Origin of the sequence: Pseudoalteromonas sp. SG44-17 (genome assembly GCF_014164235.1) — a bacterium.
GTDB classification, from domain to species: domain Bacteria; phylum Pseudomonadota; class Gammaproteobacteria; order Enterobacterales; family Alteromonadaceae; genus Pseudoalteromonas; species Pseudoalteromonas rhizosphaerae.
The window spans coordinates 147,385-167,533 of the sequence record NZ_JACJEV010000002.1; the positions used below are offsets into that span (position 1 = coordinate 147,385).

The 20,149-nt window shown below is 39.3% G+C and carries 18 protein-coding genes; 11 read left to right on the top strand and 7 right to left on the bottom strand.

Features of this window, described 5'->3' with window-relative positions:
• Positions 1-8: 8 nt before the first annotated feature.
• The gene (locus tag H5182_RS02125) at positions 9-872 is read right to left on the bottom strand and encodes a S1/P1 nuclease (protein WP_182730766.1); all 864 of its coding nucleotides are present in this window, start codon (positions 870-872) and stop codon (positions 9-11) included.
• A gap of 221 nt (positions 873-1,093) precedes the next feature.
• On the opposite strand from H5182_RS02125, the gene H5182_RS02130 reads away from it, so the two are divergent.
• Positions 1,094-1,990 (top strand): PhnD/SsuA/transferrin family substrate-binding protein, encoded by an 897-nt coding sequence (locus tag H5182_RS02130; protein ID WP_182759424.1) that lies wholly within the window; start codon positions 1,094-1,096, stop codon positions 1,988-1,990.
• Positions 1,983-2,930 (top strand): hypothetical protein, encoded by a 948-nt coding sequence (locus H5182_RS02135; RefSeq protein WP_182759484.1) that lies wholly within the window; start codon positions 1,983-1,985, stop codon positions 2,928-2,930. The genes H5182_RS02130 and H5182_RS02135 overlap by 8 nt, the downstream gene beginning before the upstream one ends.
• A 78-nt stretch (positions 2,931-3,008) precedes the next feature.
• Here H5182_RS02135 and ushA read toward each other — a convergent pair whose 3' ends face one another.
• Both ushA and H5182_RS02145 read right to left on the bottom strand, forming a co-directional pair.
• Positions 3,009-4,643, bottom strand: a complete 1,635-nt coding sequence (gene ushA / locus H5182_RS02140) for a bifunctional UDP-sugar hydrolase/5'-nucleotidase UshA (protein ID WP_182733985.1) — start codon at positions 4,641-4,643, stop codon at positions 3,009-3,011.
• Between the two features lie 77 nt (positions 4,644-4,720).
• A complete protein-coding gene (locus H5182_RS02145; RefSeq protein ID WP_145234351.1) occupies positions 4,721-4,918 on the bottom strand; it encodes a hypothetical protein in 198 nt (65 codons plus the stop codon).
• 263 nt (positions 4,919-5,181) lie between these two features.
• Here H5182_RS02145 and H5182_RS02150 point away from each other — a divergent pair, with 263 nt between their 5' ends.
• Positions 5,182-5,925 carry a peptidylprolyl isomerase gene (locus H5182_RS02150; RefSeq protein ID WP_182730763.1) on the top strand — a complete coding sequence of 248 codons (744 nt, stop codon included), beginning with the start codon at positions 5,182-5,184 and terminating at the stop codon, positions 5,923-5,925.
• A 50-nt stretch (positions 5,926-5,975) separates the two neighbouring features.
• On the opposite strand, the gene H5182_RS02155 is transcribed toward H5182_RS02150, so the two are convergent.
• A complete protein-coding gene (locus tag H5182_RS02155; RefSeq protein ID WP_149979989.1) occupies positions 5,976-6,395 on the bottom strand; it encodes an MAPEG family protein in 420 nt (139 codons plus the stop codon).
• 154 nt (positions 6,396-6,549) lie between these two features.
• On the opposite strand from H5182_RS02155, the gene H5182_RS02160 reads away from it, so the two are divergent.
• From H5182_RS02160 to H5182_RS02180, 5 genes are all read left to right on the top strand, one after another.
• On the top strand, positions 6,550-9,429 hold the full coding sequence (locus tag H5182_RS02160) for an insulinase family protein (protein WP_182759425.1): 2,880 nt from the start codon (positions 6,550-6,552) through the stop codon (positions 9,427-9,429).
• Between the two features lie 131 nt (positions 9,430-9,560).
• Positions 9,561-10,079, top strand: coding sequence for an RNA polymerase sigma factor (locus H5182_RS02165; protein ID WP_182759426.1), 519 nt, complete (start codon positions 9,561-9,563; stop codon positions 10,077-10,079).
• Positions 10,080-10,091: 12 nt separating this feature from the next.
• The gene (locus H5182_RS02170; protein WP_182733991.1) at positions 10,092-10,481 is read left to right on the top strand and encodes a DUF6768 family protein; all 390 of its coding nucleotides are present in this window, start codon (positions 10,092-10,094) and stop codon (positions 10,479-10,481) included.
• 30 nt (positions 10,482-10,511) lie between these two features.
• On the top strand, positions 10,512-11,102 hold the full coding sequence (locus H5182_RS02175; protein ID WP_182759427.1) for a DUF1287 domain-containing protein: 591 nt from the start codon (positions 10,512-10,514) through the stop codon (positions 11,100-11,102).
• Between the two features lie 25 nt (positions 11,103-11,127).
• Complete coding sequence (locus H5182_RS02180; protein WP_182759428.1) at positions 11,128-11,532, top strand: DUF1801 domain-containing protein; 405 nt, start codon at positions 11,128-11,130, stop codon at positions 11,530-11,532.
• A gap of 80 nt (positions 11,533-11,612) precedes the next feature.
• On the opposite strand, the gene H5182_RS02185 is transcribed toward H5182_RS02180, so the two are convergent.
• Complete coding sequence (locus tag H5182_RS02185) at positions 11,613-13,793, bottom strand: OsmC domain/YcaO domain-containing protein (protein ID WP_182730759.1); 2,181 nt, start codon at positions 13,791-13,793, stop codon at positions 11,613-11,615.
• Between the two features lie 446 nt (positions 13,794-14,239).
• On the opposite strand from H5182_RS02185, the gene H5182_RS02190 reads away from it, so the two are divergent.
• Positions 14,240-15,319: a porin gene (locus H5182_RS02190; protein WP_392352553.1), complete on the top strand. Its 1,080-nt coding sequence runs from the start codon at positions 14,240-14,242 to the stop codon at positions 15,317-15,319.
• 10 nt (positions 15,320-15,329) lie between these two features.
• Entirely contained in the window at positions 15,330-15,746 is a 417-nt protein-coding gene (locus H5182_RS02195; RefSeq protein ID WP_310736407.1) for a phosphate ABC transporter substrate-binding protein, read from the top strand.
• A gap of 78 nt (positions 15,747-15,824) precedes the next feature.
• On the opposite strand, the gene H5182_RS02200 is transcribed toward H5182_RS02195, so the two are convergent.
• Positions 15,825-17,207 carry a Na+/H+ antiporter NhaC family protein gene (locus tag H5182_RS02200; RefSeq protein WP_145234337.1) on the bottom strand — a complete coding sequence of 461 codons (1,383 nt, stop codon included), beginning with the start codon at positions 17,205-17,207 and terminating at the stop codon, positions 15,825-15,827.
• 306 nt (positions 17,208-17,513) lie between these two features.
• Complete coding sequence (locus H5182_RS02205; protein ID WP_182733996.1) at positions 17,514-18,416, bottom strand: AraC family transcriptional regulator; 903 nt, start codon at positions 18,414-18,416, stop codon at positions 17,514-17,516.
• Positions 18,417-18,605: 189 nt separating this feature from the next.
• Here H5182_RS02205 and H5182_RS02210 point away from each other — a divergent pair, with 189 nt between their 5' ends.
• Positions 18,606-20,126, top strand: coding sequence for an aldehyde dehydrogenase family protein (locus H5182_RS02210; protein ID WP_145234333.1), 1,521 nt, complete (start codon positions 18,606-18,608; stop codon positions 20,124-20,126).
• Positions 20,127-20,149: the final 23 nt, after the last annotated feature.

Here is a 20,149-nt window from a genome sequence, read left to right on the forward strand (position 1 = left end):
AAGGTTTATTACTTGTTTGTGTTAGCTGACATCTTAAGTGCCTTTGCTAACGGTTTTGCTGAACTATCAAATAACGTATTTAATAATCCTGCTAATCGAATACCGGCTTGTTGTAAGCGAGTTTTAATAATCGGTGTATTTTCGTAAATGTAGCTAAAGCCAATCTCGTCATTATTTAGCTTGTATAGTTTGTCAGCTAAATTGTGTGACTCTGTTACCCATTGCTCTGGTGAACTGGCTAGGTACTCGGTAATTATTTCTGCATTATCAGTATCAATAAACTGCGCGAATTCAGTGAATGATAGGTTCTCATTTTCGATTAATTTAGTGTCCCACAATGAGTGCAGGTTGGTTGGCTGGCCAAAAAAGGTAACGTTAACACGGTTACCACCTCTGTCTTCTGCACGTCCGGCATGAAACGGCTGATGGCTATCGCCAACTAAATGAACAAGAAAGCGTAAGCTAAAACGTTTGGCATCTATTGAGCTGTTTTTGTTTTGTAGTGTATCGATGGCAAAATACATCCCTTCAAGAATGTTGCTTACATTATCTTTATTTAAGTTTTCATCGTGGTTGTGAGTAAATGTAGATGAGTTGCTTGGCGCGTTAATGTAATGCCAACGAGAAGATTTTTTTTGCCAAAAAGGACTCGGATCAGAGCGCATTTCATCAGCCCAAGTAGCAATTTGCGCTAGGCTTTGCCCTTCTAAAAGTGCTTTAAGCTCTGCTTTAGTTGCGTCTGTTATGTGATTTTCGGCAATTTTACCGACTATTCTGTGGCCATTTTGTCCCCAAGCCAATACATTTTGTGATGATAAAAGTACTGCGCCGACTAAAAGATAACTAAACCCATGTGTAATTTTGCGTAACATTTGTGTTTTCCTCAATGATCTTATTTGGCAAGAGCGGCCTCTTCTATGGCGCGAATTGTCCTGATTTTGAGATAAATAGGAAGGACTCAAAGAAATTCATAATTTCCCATTGATAGTTCTTTTAATTCATAAGCTTAACTGTTTTGGGTAAAATTACTTGTTGTAATAAGTAATTTAAATTGGTCAAATAGAAGGATGAATCGTTTTGGATTGTTGAACTTTTGAAAATTAAACAGCTGCTTTTGCAACACAGCTTCTTTGTTACTGTTTTGTTACTGTTTTTTTTGTTGGTTTGGCTCAGTGGCCAGCTGAGTGTGGTTACATCAACGGGGACCTTGAAGCCTTTAATTGAAACATCTAGTCGTTGTCAGACGAGGGCAACAGAAAACCAAGCGCAATTAATTGTCTATGCCTCGTCGCAAAAGGTCGCTCGTTCTTTAACACAAAACCTGTGTGAAGATCCCGTTGTAGCAAAACAATATGGCGAAGTGATCGCTTTATGGGGTTACCGTACTGCCGATAGCATTGAGTTCATTGGTAAAGGTATTGCTGATTTAATTTTAGCAAAAAACAACATTATGTCAGCCTTCAAAGCTGAATCGACCTATAACTACCAGCCTGTGGTTGGCTTTCCAAGTTATACTGCGTTTTTTATTTCAGCTAAAGAAAAGCCAAAAATTAACAAGCAATACTTTTTGGGGAAACGGATTGGCTTACTTGATTATCCTACAAGCCGATCGGGGCATATACTACCTAAACAAAAGTTTAAAGATTTAGGGATCAACCTTGAAAATTTAAAAATTACTTACGCCAGTTCACATAATGAGCTTAGGGAGTTATTAGCCAATGGACAGGTTGATTTAATAGCCTCTTTTTGGAAGGAAGCAGATCAGGCGCATTTTTCTAAAAATTATATAACTCCAATCAGCGATAATGTAATAGGCACACGTTGGTACTTTAAAATGCAGCATGAGAACACTGATTTGCTGTGCGCTATCCAATCTCAATTAATCCAATTATCTAAGCAGCAAGTGTCGACTTATTTTAATCATGTTGAACCATACTGGCATTGTTCAGCGGGTAAAGCTGAATTCTTAGGAGAGCAACGTGATGAATAATAAGCGCTTGTTTGGCGTGACACTGCTTATTTTTAGTGCGGCGCTATTGACGTTTAAACTCTCTAGTTATCTGCAGCAGGCGCAACATAACGATTTAATAATGGCTGATATTGAAAACCGAATTGCACTAGATTTACCTCGGTTAGACTTATCAAATCGTTTTTTGAAACACTCGGGTAATCATGATGCTATTGTTGGTTATCTAAAACGTTTGAATATGCAATTGATACAACAGCCAATTCAAGTTAATACCATCAATGATGTCTCACTGGCATTAACAAATAATGGCCGCGAAAGTCGGATAGAGTATCTTGAAACAAGTGATCAAAAAGTTGCGATTACATTTTTAATTGAGACGCGTTGGTGGCATACAAGCGATATTTATACCTTTATTGTATTGTTATTATTGGCTTTTTTATTTTCTAAGTGGGCTGAACTTATTAACCGAACATCGCTGAAACACTTAGCATTAAAAGAACAAGTAGAGCAACTTCCACTGATTAATGTGCAAGTGAAACTAGTGATTGATTTGCAAGCCAAAGTTTTGGCTATTAATGATAACGCTGAGATAAAAGCTGGCTTAGCTAACAAACCACTGTGTTTTTACTTGGCTTTAATCGAGTTTTGCGTTGAGAATCCGGACGTGACACTTAATCAAAACAAAGATGTGCCGGATGAGTTAATTGAACTTGCTAATAAGTATTTTTACCGATTAACACAACTTGGCCATACTATTCGTAAACGGCCTAATTTTACTAACAGTCTAGAAAAAACCTTGAGTGAAATTAGGGCTGCATTGGATGAGGTACTTATTGAACACTCACAGCTGAAGGAAATATATTACCCTCCTAAGGCACATGGTGAAGGCTCTCGGTCACGGTTACATAGTTATGGTTTATCGAATATCAAAGCAGATGATATAGAGGTGATAGGCAAATAACCTTAACCTGGTTAGTGAGTTAGTTCAGAATAAAAACCTCACACTGCTAATACTTAAACTGTGTGAGGTAAGCTCTGATTATTTAGGAGCAAATTCAATGGCTTTGACTGGACTATTTTCAATAAAGAAGCGTTTTAATGCCTGTGCATCTGTTTCGTCAGTGCTGACAAATCCTTTATGATTTATCAGTATCGGGTAGCCGTCACCGCCAGATGCATTGTAGCTATTAATGCTCATGCGATAGGTTTTGTTTTTATCCAAAGCTTTGCCGTTGATCATCACTTTAGTCAGCGCATTATCGTTACGCTCGAAGCTTAATTTGTGGTATTGCAAATAAGCACCAGAATCCGGTGGGAAACTAGTTACAGTCTCAAGGTAATCCCAAAGCTCTTGGCCTTGCCAATCAATATACGCGATGCGATTTTTAAAAGGGTGTACTTTTAAAATATCTTTATAACTAACTGCACCTGCAGCAATACTATCACGTACGCCACCGCCACTGATGATACCAAAATCGGCGCCAACAACATTCATTTGTGCTTGCACAATAACGCGCGATAAGTTGGTTTGTTGATAACGAACTTTATTGCGATCGCCCTCAAGCTTTGCATCAACATAACCAATTTCACCTTCAATTTGTTTTGCACCTTTGGCTTGGTAATCAGCTAAAAATGTTTTTAAGGCAGCGTCTGGTTTGATGTATTCGTTGGCAAGCTCAGGCTTAATTGAACCATCAGCTTGCGTTTTATCAACGTATAAGTTAACTGGCAATAATTTATAATCTAATAAGGTTAATACGCCGTTTTCTTGTTTAAACTCGGCTTTGCCGACATATTTACCCCATTCATGAGCTTGCATTATCCACGTACCATTTTGTTGGTCTGGTTTACATGTCATACCGGGTTTAAAGTTATCGTCATTTTTATTTTCGCTTGCCATGCACACAGGTTCTTGTGAGTGACCGCCGATGATCATATCAAGGGTATGAGCCGGTAAAGAGCGGGCAAGGGTAACATCGCCAGGTGCATTTATGCCATAATTCGCATCAACATAATGACCCATATGAGTTACTGCAATCGTGATATCCGGTTGATATTGTGCTTTGATTTTCTCAGCTAAAGCTTGGGTTACTGCAACGGGCTCTTGAAATTCAAGGCCGCCGATATACTGCGGGTTGCCTATTTTAGCGGTATCTGTGGTTGTCAAACCAATAACGGCGATTTTCAGCCCCTGTTTGTTAAAAATCTTATAGGATTCGAAGGCATTTTTACCGGTTTTTTTATCAATTATATTAGCCGAAAGAAGCGGGAAATTTGCCCACTGCTGCTGTTGTTTTAAAACACTCAGTGGATTATCAAATTCATGATTACCAATCGCCATCGCATCGTAACCAATTAATGACATTCCTTTAAAATCAGGCTCTGCAAATTGCAGGTCTGATTCTGGAATGCCTGTATTTATATCACCACCAGATAGAAGTAGCACTGCGTGACCTTGTTGCTGCGCATCAGCACGTAACTGGTCGATTAAGGTTTTACGTGCAGCCATACCGTATTCACCTTTTTCGTTATGCCAAAAGCGGCCATGATTATCATTGGTATGTAAAATGGTGAGATAGTGAATATCTGCTGTGTCAGCTTGTTGAACGGAGGTTTGATGATTACTACATGCAGTAATGCTTAGTAATAGGAAAAATGAAAGTAATATGCGCATAATATGACCCGTGTTGTCAGTGTTGTGCTATTTATTAAGCGCATAGTTTAAACTAGTTTTATTGCAAAATAACGTAATTATTCTATTTTAATGTCATCTTGGAAATTTAACTTTCCAGTTGCCGCTAATTGACGTCGCTGTAACTCTTGTTCTGCTAATGCTGATTTTTCATGGTTATTACCCACCATCCAGTTTAAAAAGCTTGCGGGTAACTTAGTGTACGCCTCTCCTTGGTGTAAGCCAAAATCACATATGTGTTGCTCTTCATACGACATAGTTGTTAATCCTGTTGTGTGTGTTTTATTGTTATAAATAATACTAACAAAATAAACTCGGCTATTAAGACGATTTCGTTTTAAACAAAATTTATTTATAACGTGAGTGAATAACAAGATAATGTAATTACATGTAATTTAAATGTAATCAATTCGGTTTGATTTGTTTAAAGGTACGTTTTGCTATCGTAATCTCCACAAGAGTTCTTTATTATTTGCATTAAATTCACATAACCACAACATTCTTCAGGATAGATATAATAATGAAAAAACTATTACTGTGCGGTTTGTTAACCGCAACCTCATTTGCAAGCCATGCCACTGTAGTTGAAATGCAAACTTCACAAGGCGCTATTAAGGTCGATTTGTTTGATCAACAGACTCCGAAAACGGTCGAGAACTTTTTAAGTTATATACAAAGTGATGCGTACAACCAAACCGTGATCCACCGTTCAATCAAGGACTTTATTATTCAAGGCGGAGGCTTTACTTTTACCGATGATTTTAAAGCGATCACAACGTCACCAGCTGTTGTGAATGAGCCAGAACTATCGAATGTAAAAGGCACGATTGCCATGGCAAAAGTCGGCGGTGATAAAAATAGCGCCACCAGTCAATGGTTTTTTAATCTCAAAGATAATAGTGCAAATTTAGATAAGCAAAATGGCGGTTTTACCGTATTTGGTCAGATTACAGCAGATAGTTATGCAGTGCTTGATAAGATCTCTGCTTTAGTGCATTGCGGTGAAATACCGGTAGTTAATCTAACTAAAGACCAATGTGCAAGTGCAGATACTACGCTGACTATTGCTAATTTAGTGTCGATCAATAGTGTTGTGGTACTGGATAATGATCCAAATTCGTCAGTAAATTTATCTCCAAAAGAAAATACGCTAATTGACGATCCAACTCCAACTCAGCCTGATGATGGGGATAGCTCAAGTGGTAGTATGAGCTGGTTACTACCATTATTATTGCTTGGCTTTAAACGCCGCCGCGCAGCTTAAAGGTATATACTTGCTATCGGGTTATGTGTCCCGATAGCAAACGTAACGCTTTAGAGTGCAAATACCCGCATTACTAATAACACCCACATAGTTAAAACCAGTAAACAGCCAAGCAAAAAGCTATAATAGCGAGGTTTTACGCTATTGCTGCCTAAATGAATAATACTGTGAATGACGCGCGAAATCACAAAACCCCAGGCTAAAGTAATAAATACATAACCCGCTGCATTGAGCTGTAAAGCAGCTAAACAGGCTACAAAAAATAGCACTGGTATTTCAAACTGATTAATAAAGTTTCTACCGGCAATATGTACATCATCACCCGCATTATTTAATTGCATAGTGGCAAAATCTTGCATAGTAATCGTTTTGTTACGCGCCGCACTAAAACGGCGGCGGCCCATGACTACCATTACCGTAAAAGTGAGTAGTACCTGAGAAAACATCGCGAGTAATACATATTTTTCCATTAAGAGTCTCATTTGATAAATAATCTAGCTTTAAGCCTAGCAGTTTGTCTTTATAATTCACAATGTGTTACAAAGTATTTAGAAAAATGATTGCAAGGGTTTTGAATTTTACCGATCATTCAAACAACAAATAAGTATGGATCACATTCTCAATATGAAAAAAATAATTACTTTAAGCGCTATTGCTTTAGCAGTATTAAGTGGCTGCGGCACTACCACCACAGCGGTACAGCAGCAAACGTCATTACTTTCAGATACGCTGGTAATAAGTCCCAACGATACTCGTCAATATAAAACCCTTAAACTTGCGAATGAGATTGAAGTAATTTTAGTGTCGGATCCAACTGCTGAAAAATCAGCCGCTTCATTGAGTGTGGGTGTTGGTTTATTACATGATCCAATCAGCCAGCAGGGAATGGCGCATTATTTAGAGCACATGCTATTTTTAGGCACAGATCGTTACCCAGATACCAAGGGTTACTCTGATTTTATGACTAAAAACGGCGGCGCCCACAATGCTTATACATGGTTAGATATTACTAATTACATGTTTGAAGTAAATAACGATGCTTACGATGAAGCATTGGATCGTTTTGCTGACTTTTTTAAATCCCCTAAGCTTTACCCAGAATACACCGATAAAGAAAAAAACGCAGTAAACGCCGAATGGTCAATGCGTCGCGAGATGGATTTTTTTGGTCAGTTTAAGCTTGCCCGACAAATGATGGGCGATCATCCAGCTAATCGTTTTTTAATCGGTAATCTTGAAACATTAGGTGATAAAGACGGTAGCTCTCTACATAAAGAAACCGTTGATTTTTATAATAAATACTACTCTTCTAACATTATGAAAGTAGCAATGATTTCAAATCTACCACTTGCGGAAATGGAAGCGAAAGCACAAAAATACTTCGCTGATATTGAAGATAAAAAGATCGACAAACCAACTGTTACCACAAAGCTAGATTTTGATAACGTAGGTGGAAAACGCGTTCACTACGCGCCGAATGAAGACGTAAAAGAGTTACAACTTGATTTTACTATTACCGATAACAGCAATGAGTTTGCCGTTAAACCTAACCGTTTTGTAGCATACTTATTAAGCAATGAAATGCAAGGTAGCCCGGCGCAAATTTTGCGTGATAAAGGCTGGGTTTCACAACTTTCAGCCGGGGCAGCACCAACCCAATATGGTAATTACGGTGCGCTGACGGTTAATGTGCAATTAACAGACGAAGGCATGAAAAACCGTGAAACGATCGTTGCAACAATAATGCAATATATTGATTTGATCAAAAAAGAAGGTGTAGATAGTAAATACTTTAATGAAATTCGCACTTCACTTAATAATGAATTTCAATTTTTAGAAAAAGGCGATGAATTTGGCTATGTCAGTAATTTAACTGGTAGCATGCAAGATTATCCACTAAACCACGTTATTAATGCGCCTTTTTATTATGCTAAGTTTGATGCAGCTGCGATCAACAACGTACTTGCGCAACTCAATGCTGATACTCTACGTATTTGGTATACCTCACAGCAAGAAGAAACCGATTCACAATTGCATTTTTACGATGGTAAATACCGCATTGAAGATATCAGTGATGCTGAAATTGCCAGCTGGAGTAAGCCTAGTCAGTTTGCCTTAGCATTACCCACGGTAAACCGTTTATTACCAGAGAGTTTTGCGATTAAAACAGCACAATTTGCAGAGCAAAAACACCCTAAGCTGGTATATGATAAAAATGGCGTAAAAGTATGGCGTCAAGCGAGTCAAAACTTTGCCGAGCAACCGAAAGGTTTGGTCGAAGTTTACTTAAATACCCCAGATGCTTTGACGGATATCAAAGCTAAAGTACTTTATTCAGTATGGTCTGACTTATTTAACTTACAACAAAGCAAGCTAAGTACCGAAGCTGCCGTGGCAGGTATGAGTGTTGGCCTTGAAGCAAGTAACGGACTTATCCTTTCAATGAGTGGTTTTACCGATAAACAAAATGTTTTACTCGCGCAAGCACTGACAAATATTGATGTGCAAGTAACTGAGCAAGGTTTTGCTCAAGCGCTTGATCGTTACCAACGTGATTTATTAAACGCCCAAAAACAATTCCCTTATTATCAAGCGTTTGGTGAGTATTCTAAATTAATACGAACTGGCAGCTTTGACACCGATGCACTGATCAATACGGCAAAAGCATTAACCATTGCAGATTTTGAGCAGCTTAAACAGCATACCTTCGCTAATAACGAAATGCGGGTGTTTACTTATGGTAACTATAACCAAACAGATGTTGAAGCGATAGCTAAAGAGTTAACGGCAGTTTTACCAGCGGCGCATATAAGCACTGAATTTGCGCGCAGTAAAGCGTGGTTACCGCAACCAGGCGAAACGATTGTATTGCAAAAAGATATTGATGTGGCTGATGTAGCTATCATTGATATGACCGTACACCCGATTGCAGGCTATAAGCGAAAAGCGCAAGCGCAAGTCTTACAAGGTCACTTTAGTACCGTCGCGTTTGACAAGTTACGTACTGAAGAGCAATTAGCATATGCGGTTGGTGGCTTAGCACGGCCAATTGAAGATTACTCAGCGATTGGCTTGTTTATTCAAACCCCAGTAAAAGATGTAAAAACCATGCAAGCGCGTTTTGAAGAGTTCAAAATGCAATATGCAGTAGAGCTTGATAACATGAGTGAAGAAACCTTCGAGCAGCTTAAAAATGCCGTATTAGTGTCGCTTAAACAGCAGCCTAAAAATCTTAGCGATGAAATGGGCCCACTGATTGGCGATTGGTATCGTGAAAACTTTGATTTTGATTCAAAGGATAAGTTAATCGCTGAAGTTGAAAAAGTCACGCTTGCAGATATTAAAGACTACTACCAGCAAACTATGTTAAACCCACAAGCTGCGCGTTTAAACGTACAGCTTCGTGGTAGCAAATTTGCCGACAAACCGTTTGCAGATTTACCAAAACAAACATTGGTAACAGACTTACAAGCGCACTTTAATGGCATTAAATTGCAAAAGTAATTTAGCTAATTGAAGCGTTGAAAAAGATTAAAGCCCAAGCGATTTGCTTGGGCTTTTTTATGAAAAAATAAAAATACAGCGAACCTTTTACATTGCTAAACCGTCTTGTAGAAAAGATATTAAGGAGAGGCATGAATTCGACGCAAATAACGCTTGCTGTAATTAGCGCACAGCAAGGGGATGAGCCAGCTTTTAACTCATTATGTACTTATTTGTATAACCCTAGTTTTCTATTTGCGATGAAACTTTGTAAACAGAAAGACTTAGCAAAGGATATAACGCAAGAAGCGTGGACTGTGGTAGCAAAAGACATTCGTAAATTAAAAGAACCAAGCGTGTTTAAAGCGTGGCTATTTAGAGTGGTATACCACAAGTTTGTTGATGTCACCCGTAAAGATAAGTACATAGAAAGTTTTCAGCCGGATAAGCATGAACAATCAATAGATACTACACATTGTAATGAGCAATCTATTGATTTAGCAAAATTAATAAATAACCTGCCAGATAGTGAGCGGCTCAGTGTTTATTTGTTTTATTTAGAGCAAATGTCAATTAGCGACATTGCTTTAATAACAAATGTTGCTGTTGGCACAGTTAAGTCACGTTTACACCGAGCGAGAGCACAGCTGGTAAAATGGTTGAGTGAATAATTGGAGAGAGTGATGAATTTAGATGAGAAAATAAAAGAGAGCTTACAGGCTGAACAACACAATTTGGAGTCTGTTTTAGAGACTGATTCTGGTTTATTCAAACAGTTTACACGTATATATCGCGGAAAAATGCGCAGTTGGACAGTTTTAGGTACGATGTTGGCTTTTATACTCACGGCAATTTTTATACTATCAGTCTATCAATATTTTAATGCTGAGCAGATAGCACAGCAACTGTTTTGGGCTGTGTGTTTTGTAAGTAGTCTAATGATGCAAATTGCCGTTAAACTCTGGCTGTTTATGGAGATGAATAGGCAATCTATTATTAAAGAAATTAAGCGAAGTGAATTTGAAATAAGGCTGATGCTCAGTGAACACTCAATTTCAAAGATTAAAAACTAAGTTTTAATCTGAACGTTAAAAGGAAGTTTCATGAAATACATAACTTGGTCTTTGTTGTTATTGTATTCAGTATGTAGCTACAGCAGCAACTCATTTGCTGATGATTTTGTAAACGCTGCAAATGATAGAACAACACAAAGCGTGCGCTATGACGGCGCTTATCAACGCATTGCCTATCCAAATGGCGATGTACCTGCCAATATTGGCGTATGCACAGATGTGATTATTCGCAGCTACCGAGCACTGGGTATCGATTTACAAAAGTTAGTTCATGAAGATATGCGCGATAATTTTTCAGTCTATCCATCAACAAGAATATGGGGGCTTACTAAACCCGATAGTAATATTGATCATCGTCGCGTGCCTAATTTACAGGCTTTTTTTAAACGCCACGGTACAGTACTGCCCATAACTAATAATGCTCAGACCTATAAAGCAGGCGATATTGTCACGTGGATGCTGCCGGGCAATTTGCCGCATATCGGTATCGTGGTAGATACATACACTGCAGATAACAAAACCCCATTGATAGTGCATAACATAGGCGCAGGGCCGCAGCGTGAAGACGTGCTGTTTCGCTATAAAATTACAGGGCATTATCGGTATCAGCTATCAGAGTAAATGCTTTTTAAGCAAGGATGATCAAATGGATGAGCAAGTACAACAAAAGTTTACGACTTACCCTTCACAGGTTGTAGTTGTCTTAAATGAAGTTCGAGAGATTATATTCCGTGTTGCAAAGCAGGATGGCATCACTGAACTTGAAGAAACACTCAAGTGGGGAGAGCCGAGTTATATTTCAAAAATAGGCACTACCATTCGTTTTGATCACAAACCAAAATCAGCTGAGCAATTTTGTATTTACTTTAACTGTAAAACTAAACTTATTGAAACCTTCAAAGAGCTTTATGGTGATACGTTTAGCTATGAAGGTAACCGTGCTTTGGTGTTTAAGCTTAATCAAACCGTGCCAGTTAAAGAGCTAGTCCATTGCATATCGTTGGCTTTGCGCTATAAAAAAATAAAGCACCTGCCATTGCTAGGTGCTTAAATTTAAGAAGTTATTGTCCGGCAGAAAGAGCAACAGTGCGATATAAACTCCCGCCTACGCAAATCTCGCGCTGACAATAGTTATTTGGCTCTTGCAGCGCGAGCCCCATGCAGTTTTTTATAGCTGTCGATCAAACGCTGATGACGATCTAACCCTTCAAGTTGCATATTGGTTGGAGTTAAACCGTAGAACATCACATCACCATTGATAGAGCCGACGACTGCATCCATTACTTTTTGGCCAAACATGCGGGTGAAGCTGTGAATGTAGTCTTCAATTTCTAAGTCATCATTTAGCGCAACTTCTAAAGTCGCGTGCATTGCTTGGTAGAATAACCCGCGTTCAACAGTGTTATCGTTAAACTGTAAGAAGGTTTCAACCAGTTCCATGGTCGCTTCTAAATCGCCTAATGCTAAGTAAATTAGCAGCTTAAGCTCAAGAATAGTTAACTGACCCCACACGGTGTTTTCGTCAAACTCAACGCCAATTAAGGTGATGATATCGATGTAATTATCAAGCTGGCTGTCTTCTAAGCGCTCAACTAAGTCGGCAAGTTGGTCTTCATCTAAACTGTGCAGATTTAAAATATCTTCACGGTATTTAAGGGCTTTATTGGTGTTATCCCAAATTAAGTCTTCGACAGGGTAAACTTCTGAATAATCAGGCACTAAAATACGGCATGCGATGCCAAGATCTGAAAATTCAGCAATATAAGCTTCTTTACCTAAGGCTTTTAAAATACCAAATAAGCTAGCTGTTTCTTCTTCATTAGTACCTGAAAAATCCCATTCCACAAAGTCATAATCGTGTTTAGCACTGAAAAAGCGCCATGAGATCTTACCGGTTGAATCAATAAAGTGTTCAACAAAGTTTTCAGGTTCAGATACTGCCATGCTGTTGAATGTTGGTTTAGGTACGTCGTTTAAACCTTCAAAGCTGCGACCTTGTAATAGCTCTGTTAAGCTACGTTCAAGGGCGACTTCAAAACTTGGGTGTGCACCAAATGAAGCAAATACGCCACCGGTTTTCGGGTTCATTAACGTTACGCACATGACAGGGAATTGCCCGCCTAGAGATGCGTCTTTTACAACAACCGGAAAGCCTTGCTCTTCTAAGCCTTTAATACCGGCAACAATACTAGGATATTTAGCAAGTATCGCTTCTGGTACGTCTGGCAATACCAGTTCTTGCTCGATGATTTGGCGTTTAACAGCACGTTCAAAAATCTCAGATAAACATTGTACTTTGGCTTCGGCAAAGTTATTACCCGCACTCATGCCGTTACTTAAAAACAAGTTTTCAATCAAGTTTGATGGAAAGTACACAGTTTCGCCGTCAGAGTGACGCACATATGGAATCGAGCAAATACCTCGCTCAACATTACCAGAGTTAGTGTCGATAAGGTGCGAGCCACACAGCTCATCTTCAGGGTTGTAAATGCTCAGGGTATAGTCGTCTAAAATACCTTCTGGTAGTGAGTCATCATCAGTGAGCTGAAACCATTTTTCGTTCGGGTAATGAACAAATTCGCTGTTGGCAATTTCTTCACCAAGGAACTGGTCATTGTAAAAAAAGTTACAGTTTAAACGTTCAATAAACTCGCCAAGGGCTGAACATAATGCGCTTTCTTTGCTGGCGCCTTTACCATTGGTAAAACACATCGGTGATGCAGCATCACGAATATGCAATGACCAGACGTTTGGTACAATATTACGCCATGATGAAATTTCAATCTTCATGCCTAAGTCAGCCAAAATCGCTGTCATATCAGCAATGGTTTGCTCAAGCGGTAAATCTTTACCTAAAATAAAGGTGTTTTCGCTGCCTTCTGATTTTGCCATTAACATGGCTTGCGCGTCGTTATCTAAGCTTTCTACGGCATCAATTTTAAATTCAGGTATGGTTTGAATAACACGCTTTACGGTACAACGATCAATAGAGCGTAAAATGCCGGTGCGGTCTTTTTCTGAAATACTTTCAGGGAGTTCAACCTGGATTTGGAAGATTTGGTTATAACGATCTTCAGGATCAACAATGTTGTTTTGCGCAACACGAATACCGTCAGTCGAGATATCACGGGCATTACAATACACTTTAATAAAGTACGCAGCACATAAAGCCGAAGATGCTAAAAAGTAGTCAAACGGACTTGGCGCAGAGCCATCGCCTTTATAACGGATTGGTTGATCCGCAATGACTGAGAAATCGTCAAACTTAGCTTCTAATCTAAGATTATCGAGAAAATTAACTTTAATTTCCATTGAGTTGTTCCACCTTCGTGCGCACTAATAAGTAAGGCCAATAGGTGTTTGCGCCAGACTTTGTCAGTGTATTTTCATTTAGCTGCAATTATCCGCTTTTTAAGGGAGCACATACAAGTAATAGTCGAGGTTAATTAAAATAAATGCTATTTGCAGCGCATAAATTGGTAAAAGTCACGTGGTTCGCTGGTTTTGAACTATTTATGAGGCTGTAAACTTTATACTCAGAGTAAGCCTAAAGTTTTTACAATAAGAGGTAGAAAAGGTCGTGAACTCCAAATAATTTAGTACTAATTAATTAAATCGATTATCACTGATGTTTTAATTTTGTTTTTATTTTGTAATTAATTTGGGGCGGAAGCTTAGGTATAGTAGGCAAAATTTTCATCTGTGGTCTAACTTTAATAATGCATATTGCAAAAGACTAATATCATAAGGTAACGCAGATGATGAAAAAGCTGTATTGGTTATTAACTGTAAATTGCATCCTGTTTACAGGTGCTTCTTATGGCGAGATCAACTTATCAGGGTTTACTAGTATTAATGCTGGTAAAGTTTTATCTGGAAGTGGGGTCCCGCAGTACGATATACCACCTACTTTTTTGGCCGATTATCCAATAGTATCGTCTTACGACGAAGATGTTTCGTTTAAACCAGAGAGCTTATTTGGGCTACAAATTAGCGCTGATTTAGCTGATGGACTATCGGTGACAGGCCAACTAGTTGCTCGAGGCGCTAATGATTTTGATGCAAAAATTGAATGGGCTTATCTCTCATATGAGATTAATGAAAATTGGACTGTTCAAGCAGGTAAAAAACGATTGCCCCTGTTTTATTATTCGGATTTTTATGATGTAGGTTACGCCTATGTATGGATGCGTCCGCCTGCGGATAATTATACGTGGCAAATATTTAACTACAACGGCGTAAATGCACTATACAGCGGTGAAATTGGTGATTGGTCTGTAATGGGCAATCTTTATTATGGAGAAGAGGATGATACAGAAAATAAGCTCCTTAGTGAGTTTTTTTTCAAAGAGCCAACACGTGAAATTTGGCGTGATATGTTAGGTGGGGTATTGCAATTAAATAAAGAGTGGTTCGAAGTTAGATTAACCCATATGACTTACAAAAATGAGCGCTACCGTAGTGGTGAGCGAGTATTATTTGACGGTGAAACTAGCCGTACAGGTAAGTTTTATGGTGTTGCAGTTAACTTAGACTTTGAAAGTTTATTTATATTAACAGAGTTAAACCGGTTGGATTTGAATGGCAACCTTGACACTTCAATGATTACGCTAGGTTACCGTTTAGACACAATTACTCCTTATGTTTCTTACTCTCAATTTAAAGAAGATGCCGATGATGGTGAACAGCACAATACAACGTCAGTCGGAATACGCTGGGATTTTCATTCTTCAGCGGCTTTTAAAGTCCAGTTTGATAAAGTGAATGATAAATCATTTGATTTAGCTGTTGCAGGTGATAGTGAGTCGATCACACTTGGCATTGACTTGGTATTTTAAGGAATACGCTATGATGTTGTTAAAAAAGATACTTTTACCACTTTTATTGCTTAGTTGTTATTCAGTAAACGCGGAGGTAGTTGTTGTTGTTCATCCTACAAATAATAGTAGTTTTGATCAATCTGAGATTTCAAAGCTCTTTTTAGGCAAGGCCAAATCATTTTCTGATGGCAATCAAGCTGTTCCATTGAATCAAGAGGAAGCCTCTACAGCACGCCAAGAGTTTGATGCGAATGTTTTATCAAAATCAGGTAGCCAGTTAAAAGCATACTGGTCAAAGCTTATTTTTACAGGTAAAGGCTCGCCTCCTAAAGAAGTGACTAATGATGCAGAGGTAATTGATTTAGTAGGTAAAAATCCAAGTATGATTGGTTACATTAATGCTGCATCGCTAACCGATTCAGTGAAATCGGTTGGGAAGTTTTAGTAATAATTTAGATAAAAACGCAAAACGTTAAAATCGATTACAGGAAACTGTAATCGATTTTTTTTAGATTTATGCACCTTAAGCAATCACTAAAAACCCGACAAATGCACAGGCAGCTGCGATGAGTGTATAGGGCAATTGAGTAATTGCGTGACTCATTAAGTTACAGCCTGAACCTTGGGCTGCAAGGACAGTTGAATCTGAGTAAAAACATGCTTGGCTACCAAATGATGAGGCAGATAACAGCGCACCAATCACCAGCGGTATATTTGCATCAACCGCGACTGCCAGAGGCATCACAATAGGAATTGTTACCGCAAAAATACCCCAGCTTGAGCCTGTAGCAAACGCCAAAATTGCCATTGCTAAAAACACCACTGCAGGTAAATAGCCTGCGGTCATGAATGGGCTTAAGGAATCAATTACAAACTGTGGTAATAGTAGTTGGTCGCACACATCTTTAAAAATAAATGCGGCGATCACAGTTCCTATTGCTGGCAACATGCTTTTAAAACCATCGAGCATTTTTTCAATCATTTCGGCAAATGGCATTAGCTTTTGCAGCATATAAAATGGAAGCGTCACGGCGAATGTCGCTAATAACCCTTTGTATACATCAATGTCAAAATACACAGTGAACGCAACGAGCAATAAAATAGGCAGTAAAAAGTTGTACAGTTTGCCGTGGCTGTCTGCGCTTTCAAAGCTTTCTTCAACGGCTTTTACTGCGTATTCATCGGCAGTTTGCACTTCGTTGTACTGTGCAGGATCTACTTGCGGTTGTTCTTGCATTGCCTGTAATTGGGCTTTTTTCATCGGCCCAAATAAAGGGATAACACCAAGTACCACTAATGGCACAAGTAACACGGCAAACCATGCATACAGCATATAGGGGATTGCTTGAATATACACGGCAATACCTTGGCCTTCGACGGCGATGTTGTTATCAACCAATAAGCCACCAAAAAATACTGCCCATGTAGACAGTGGTACTAATACGCAAATTGGCGCTGCGGTAGAGTCAACTACGTAAGCAAGCATCTCACGGCTAATTTTGAATTTATCGGTAATGCGTTTCATGGTTTCACCCACGGTAAGCGCATTGAGGTAGTCATCAATAAAAATAACGATACCAAGTAAAAAGGTCATGAGTAAAGATGAGCGTGGGCCTTTACAAAAACGCAGCGCAAAACTACCAAATGCTGCTGCACCACCGGTTCGCACTAGTAATGCGATTAACGCACCAAAGCCACCACACACTAAAATAAGCCAGCCGATTGTTTCATCTACCATTACTTTTAATGATGCCGCAGCAAAGTTGCTAAGCATTTCAACAGGATTTAGCATAGCAAGGCCAACAAGGGCACCGATCAGCAAAGATAAAATAGGACGACGTAGCACGATCGCCAAAACCACCACTACAACTGGCGGCACAAGACTTAACGCAGAAGGTTCGAGCATTTAAGTATTCACAAAATAAAAAGCATTTGAGTAATTGGCTCAAACTGCTTAACAAAAACAAAGAATGTTAGCCCAACGGCTGATATTCCAAGTCACTGCTTTTGCACGCAGAAGTCACTGTTAGGTTTCGCGGTGGGTTTAGCACAATTGCGACACAGTAAAATGCGTTGGCTTGGCGCCAGACGGTGCAGGGGATGCATGCCGCTATTGTTATGCCGATAAAAACATCAGCGGGAAAATAATCTGCAATTGCGTTCGAGTCAATAAAAACTTTTAATTTAGTTAAAAATTCTTAATAGATGAATATTAATGCTTGCATTGTTTAGGTGAAACACCAAATTTTTGCTTAAACAAACGGCTAAAGTGACTGGGGTTGGTAAAGCCAAGATCGTAGCAAACTTGACTTATTTGTTGTCCTGATTGTAGAAGTTGGCGAGATTTCTTTAATCTTAGCTGTTGTTGCCACATGGCCGGACTTTGCCCAAAGGCGAGCTTGAATTGCTGGTAAAATTTACTACGGCTCATGCAGGCTATTTTACATAAAGTATCGATATCTAAAGTTTGATTAAGATGTTCTTTAATAAAATGCAGGGCATCGGTTAATGGGCATGCAATAGTTTGTTGGCAATTGGCGAGCATTAAATCGCGGCTTTGTTGTTGTAATAATCGAGTGATTAACTCATTTACTGATAGATCAATTAGATAATGACGATCTTGCTCGTTTTCGCTAAATAACCCAATCATCCGTTCAAGTAATTGTTGGGTTTGTTGATTGTGTTGGGTATGCACCAGCTTTGGAATGTAATGAAAAAAATCATCGCTGCTTATTTGCTGCTGCATATTTAGCGCGTCAGCTACTTGGCTGATTTTATCGCGGCTAATTTCGATAGCCAAACAGGTGGTAGGTTGCTTCATTGATGCTTCTGGGAAGTCGATTAAAACCCCTTGTTCGGGTGCTAATACAAATGATTGCTGGGGTAAAAACTCTTCATGGTAGTTACTGTCAGCAACGTGCATCACTTTTTTACCGCTGATCATGCCGCAAAACAGCAGTTCGCTGGAATGCAGTGCTACTTTTTGTGCGTCTTGGTAGGTGTCGTAAATGCTCAGCTCGGCGTTGTCTGAGGCAAAAGTAATTTTATTTTCGATCAGTACATCAACCGCTTGGCGCTTTTTAGTCAGTTTTTCAGTCAATAACGTGGTATTCATTTTATTTCCTTTAAACACGACCAACAGAGTTTGGACGCACAGACATGTTTTTTGGACAGCTAATCAAGTTTTTATGCTTCTTATAAGCTAATGTCAACAGGTGACGGATAAATAAACAACAATCTCCCGTCAAACTTAGTCAATTTGATTAAATTTAAAAAGCAACATTTTGAATAAAGGACACACACAATGATCTATGCAAATCCTGGCAGCGACGGCGCACTTATTAACTTTAAATCCCAGTACGGTAATTACATTGGCGGACAGTGGGTCGAGCCTGTAAATGGTCAGTACTTTGATAATATTAGCCCCGTTAATGGTAAAGTATTTTGTAAAGTACCACGCTCTGATAAAGCGGATATTGAACTTGCCCTTGATAAAGCCCACGCTGCAAAAGCTGCTTGGGGTACAACTTCAGTAACGGCTCGTAGCAATATATTATTAAAAATAGCTGATCGGATAGAGCAAAACCTTGAGCTTCTTGCAGTTGCCGAAACGTGGGATAACGGTAAAGCCATTCGCGAAACATTGGCGGCAGATATCCCACTGGCGGCAGATCATTTTCGTTATTTTGCTGGCTGTATTCGCGCCCAAGAGGGCAGTATTGGCGAGATAGACGAAACCACAGTCGCGTATCATTTTCATGAGCCACTGGGCGTTGTTGGACAAATCATTCCGTGGAACTTCCCAATTCTAATGGCCGCATGGAAACTTGCACCAGCGCTTGCCGCAGGTAACTGTGTGATACTCAAACCGGCTGAACAAACACCAGTATCTATTTTAGTGTTGATGGAAATTATTGGTGATTTATTGCCTGCAGGCGTGCTTAATGTAGTAAATGGCTACGGTAAAGAAGCGGGCGAAGCGCTGGCAACCAGCACGCGTATAGCTAAAATTGCTTTTACCGGCTCAACTCCTGTTGGCTCACACATTTTAAAATGTGCCGCTGATAACATTATTCCATCAACGGTTGAGCTCGGTGGTAAATCACCGAATATTTTCTTTAACGATGTAATGGAAAAAGACGATTCCTTCCTAAGTAAAGCCATTGAAGGCGCAGTACTTGCGTACTTTAACCAAGGTGAAGTGTGTACTTGCCCATCGCGACTATTTATTCAAGAAGATATTTACGAGCAGTTTATTGAGCGTATTTTAGAGCGCACATTAAAAATTAAACGCGGTAACCCGCTTGATAGTGAAACCATGGTAGGCGCACAAGCGTCTAAAGCACAGTTTGATAAGATTCTCAGCTATATTGAAATTGGCAAAAAAGAAGGCGCACAAGTACTTACTGGCGGCAATGTAGAGCAACTAACAGATGAGCTAAATGGCGGTTATTACATTCAGCCAACGCTGTTAAAAGGCACTAACGATATGCGGGTATTCCAAGAAGAAATTTTTGGCCCGGTGATTTCAATGTCGACCTTTAAAGACGAAGCCGAAGCACTCGAACTGGCTAATAGCTCTGAATTTGGTCTAGGCGCAGGGGTATGGAGCCGCAACATGAACCGTGCTTATCACTTTGGCCGCAAAATAGAAGCAGGCCGTGTATGGACCAACTGTTACCATATGTATCCTGCACACGCTGCGTTTGGTGGTTATAAAAAATCAGGCATCGGCCGCGAAACCCACAAGCTTGCGCTTGACCATTACCAACAAACTAAAAATTTATTAGTAAGCTACAGCGAAGATCCGCTCGGCTTCTTTTAAATAAAGCGGTTAAGCTTAAACAA

What these genes read in the sequence shown, in the direction of transcription:
- H5182_RS02210 (WP_145234333.1), top strand. Translation starts at nt 18,606, where the DNA reads ATGATCTATGCAAATCCTGGCAGCGACGGCGCACTTATTAACTTTAAA.
- H5182_RS02185 (WP_182730759.1), bottom strand. Translation starts at nt 13,793, where the DNA reads ATGGAAATTAAAGTTAATTTTCTCGATAATCTTAGATTAGAAGCTAAG.
- H5182_RS02135 (WP_182759484.1), top strand. Translation starts at nt 1,983, where the DNA reads ATGAATAATAAGCGCTTGTTTGGCGTGACACTGCTTATTTTTAGTGCG.
- H5182_RS02145 (WP_145234351.1), bottom strand. Translation starts at nt 4,918, where the DNA reads ATGTCGTATGAAGAGCAACACATATGTGATTTTGGCTTACACCAAGGA.
- H5182_RS02205 (WP_182733996.1), bottom strand. Translation starts at nt 18,416, where the DNA reads ATGAATACCACGTTATTGACTGAAAAACTGACTAAAAAGCGCCAAGCG.
- H5182_RS02175 (WP_182759427.1), top strand. Translation starts at nt 10,512, where the DNA reads ATGAAATACATAACTTGGTCTTTGTTGTTATTGTATTCAGTATGTAGC.
- H5182_RS02165 (WP_182759426.1), top strand. Translation starts at nt 9,561, where the DNA reads ATGAATTCGACGCAAATAACGCTTGCTGTAATTAGCGCACAGCAAGGG.
- ushA (WP_182733985.1), bottom strand. Translation starts at nt 4,643, where the DNA reads ATGCGCATATTACTTTCATTTTTCCTATTACTAAGCATTACTGCATGT.
- H5182_RS02170 (WP_182733991.1), top strand. Translation starts at nt 10,092, where the DNA reads ATGAATTTAGATGAGAAAATAAAAGAGAGCTTACAGGCTGAACAACAC.
- H5182_RS02200 (WP_145234337.1), bottom strand. Translation starts at nt 17,207, where the DNA reads ATGCTCGAACCTTCTGCGTTAAGTCTTGTGCCGCCAGTTGTAGTGGTG.
- H5182_RS02160 (WP_182759425.1), top strand. Translation starts at nt 6,550, where the DNA reads ATGAAAAAAATAATTACTTTAAGCGCTATTGCTTTAGCAGTATTAAGT.
- H5182_RS02195 (WP_310736407.1), top strand. Translation starts at nt 15,330, where the DNA reads ATGATGTTGTTAAAAAAGATACTTTTACCACTTTTATTGCTTAGTTGT.
- H5182_RS02190 (WP_392352553.1), top strand. Translation starts at nt 14,240, where the DNA reads ATGATGAAAAAGCTGTATTGGTTATTAACTGTAAATTGCATCCTGTTT.
- H5182_RS02125 (WP_182730766.1), bottom strand. Translation starts at nt 872, where the DNA reads ATGTTACGCAAAATTACACATGGGTTTAGTTATCTTTTAGTCGGCGCA.
- H5182_RS02155 (WP_149979989.1), bottom strand. Translation starts at nt 6,395, where the DNA reads ATGGAAAAATATGTATTACTCGCGATGTTTTCTCAGGTACTACTCACT.
- H5182_RS02150 (WP_182730763.1), top strand. Translation starts at nt 5,182, where the DNA reads ATGAAAAAACTATTACTGTGCGGTTTGTTAACCGCAACCTCATTTGCA.
- H5182_RS02180 (WP_182759428.1), top strand. Translation starts at nt 11,128, where the DNA reads ATGGATGAGCAAGTACAACAAAAGTTTACGACTTACCCTTCACAGGTT.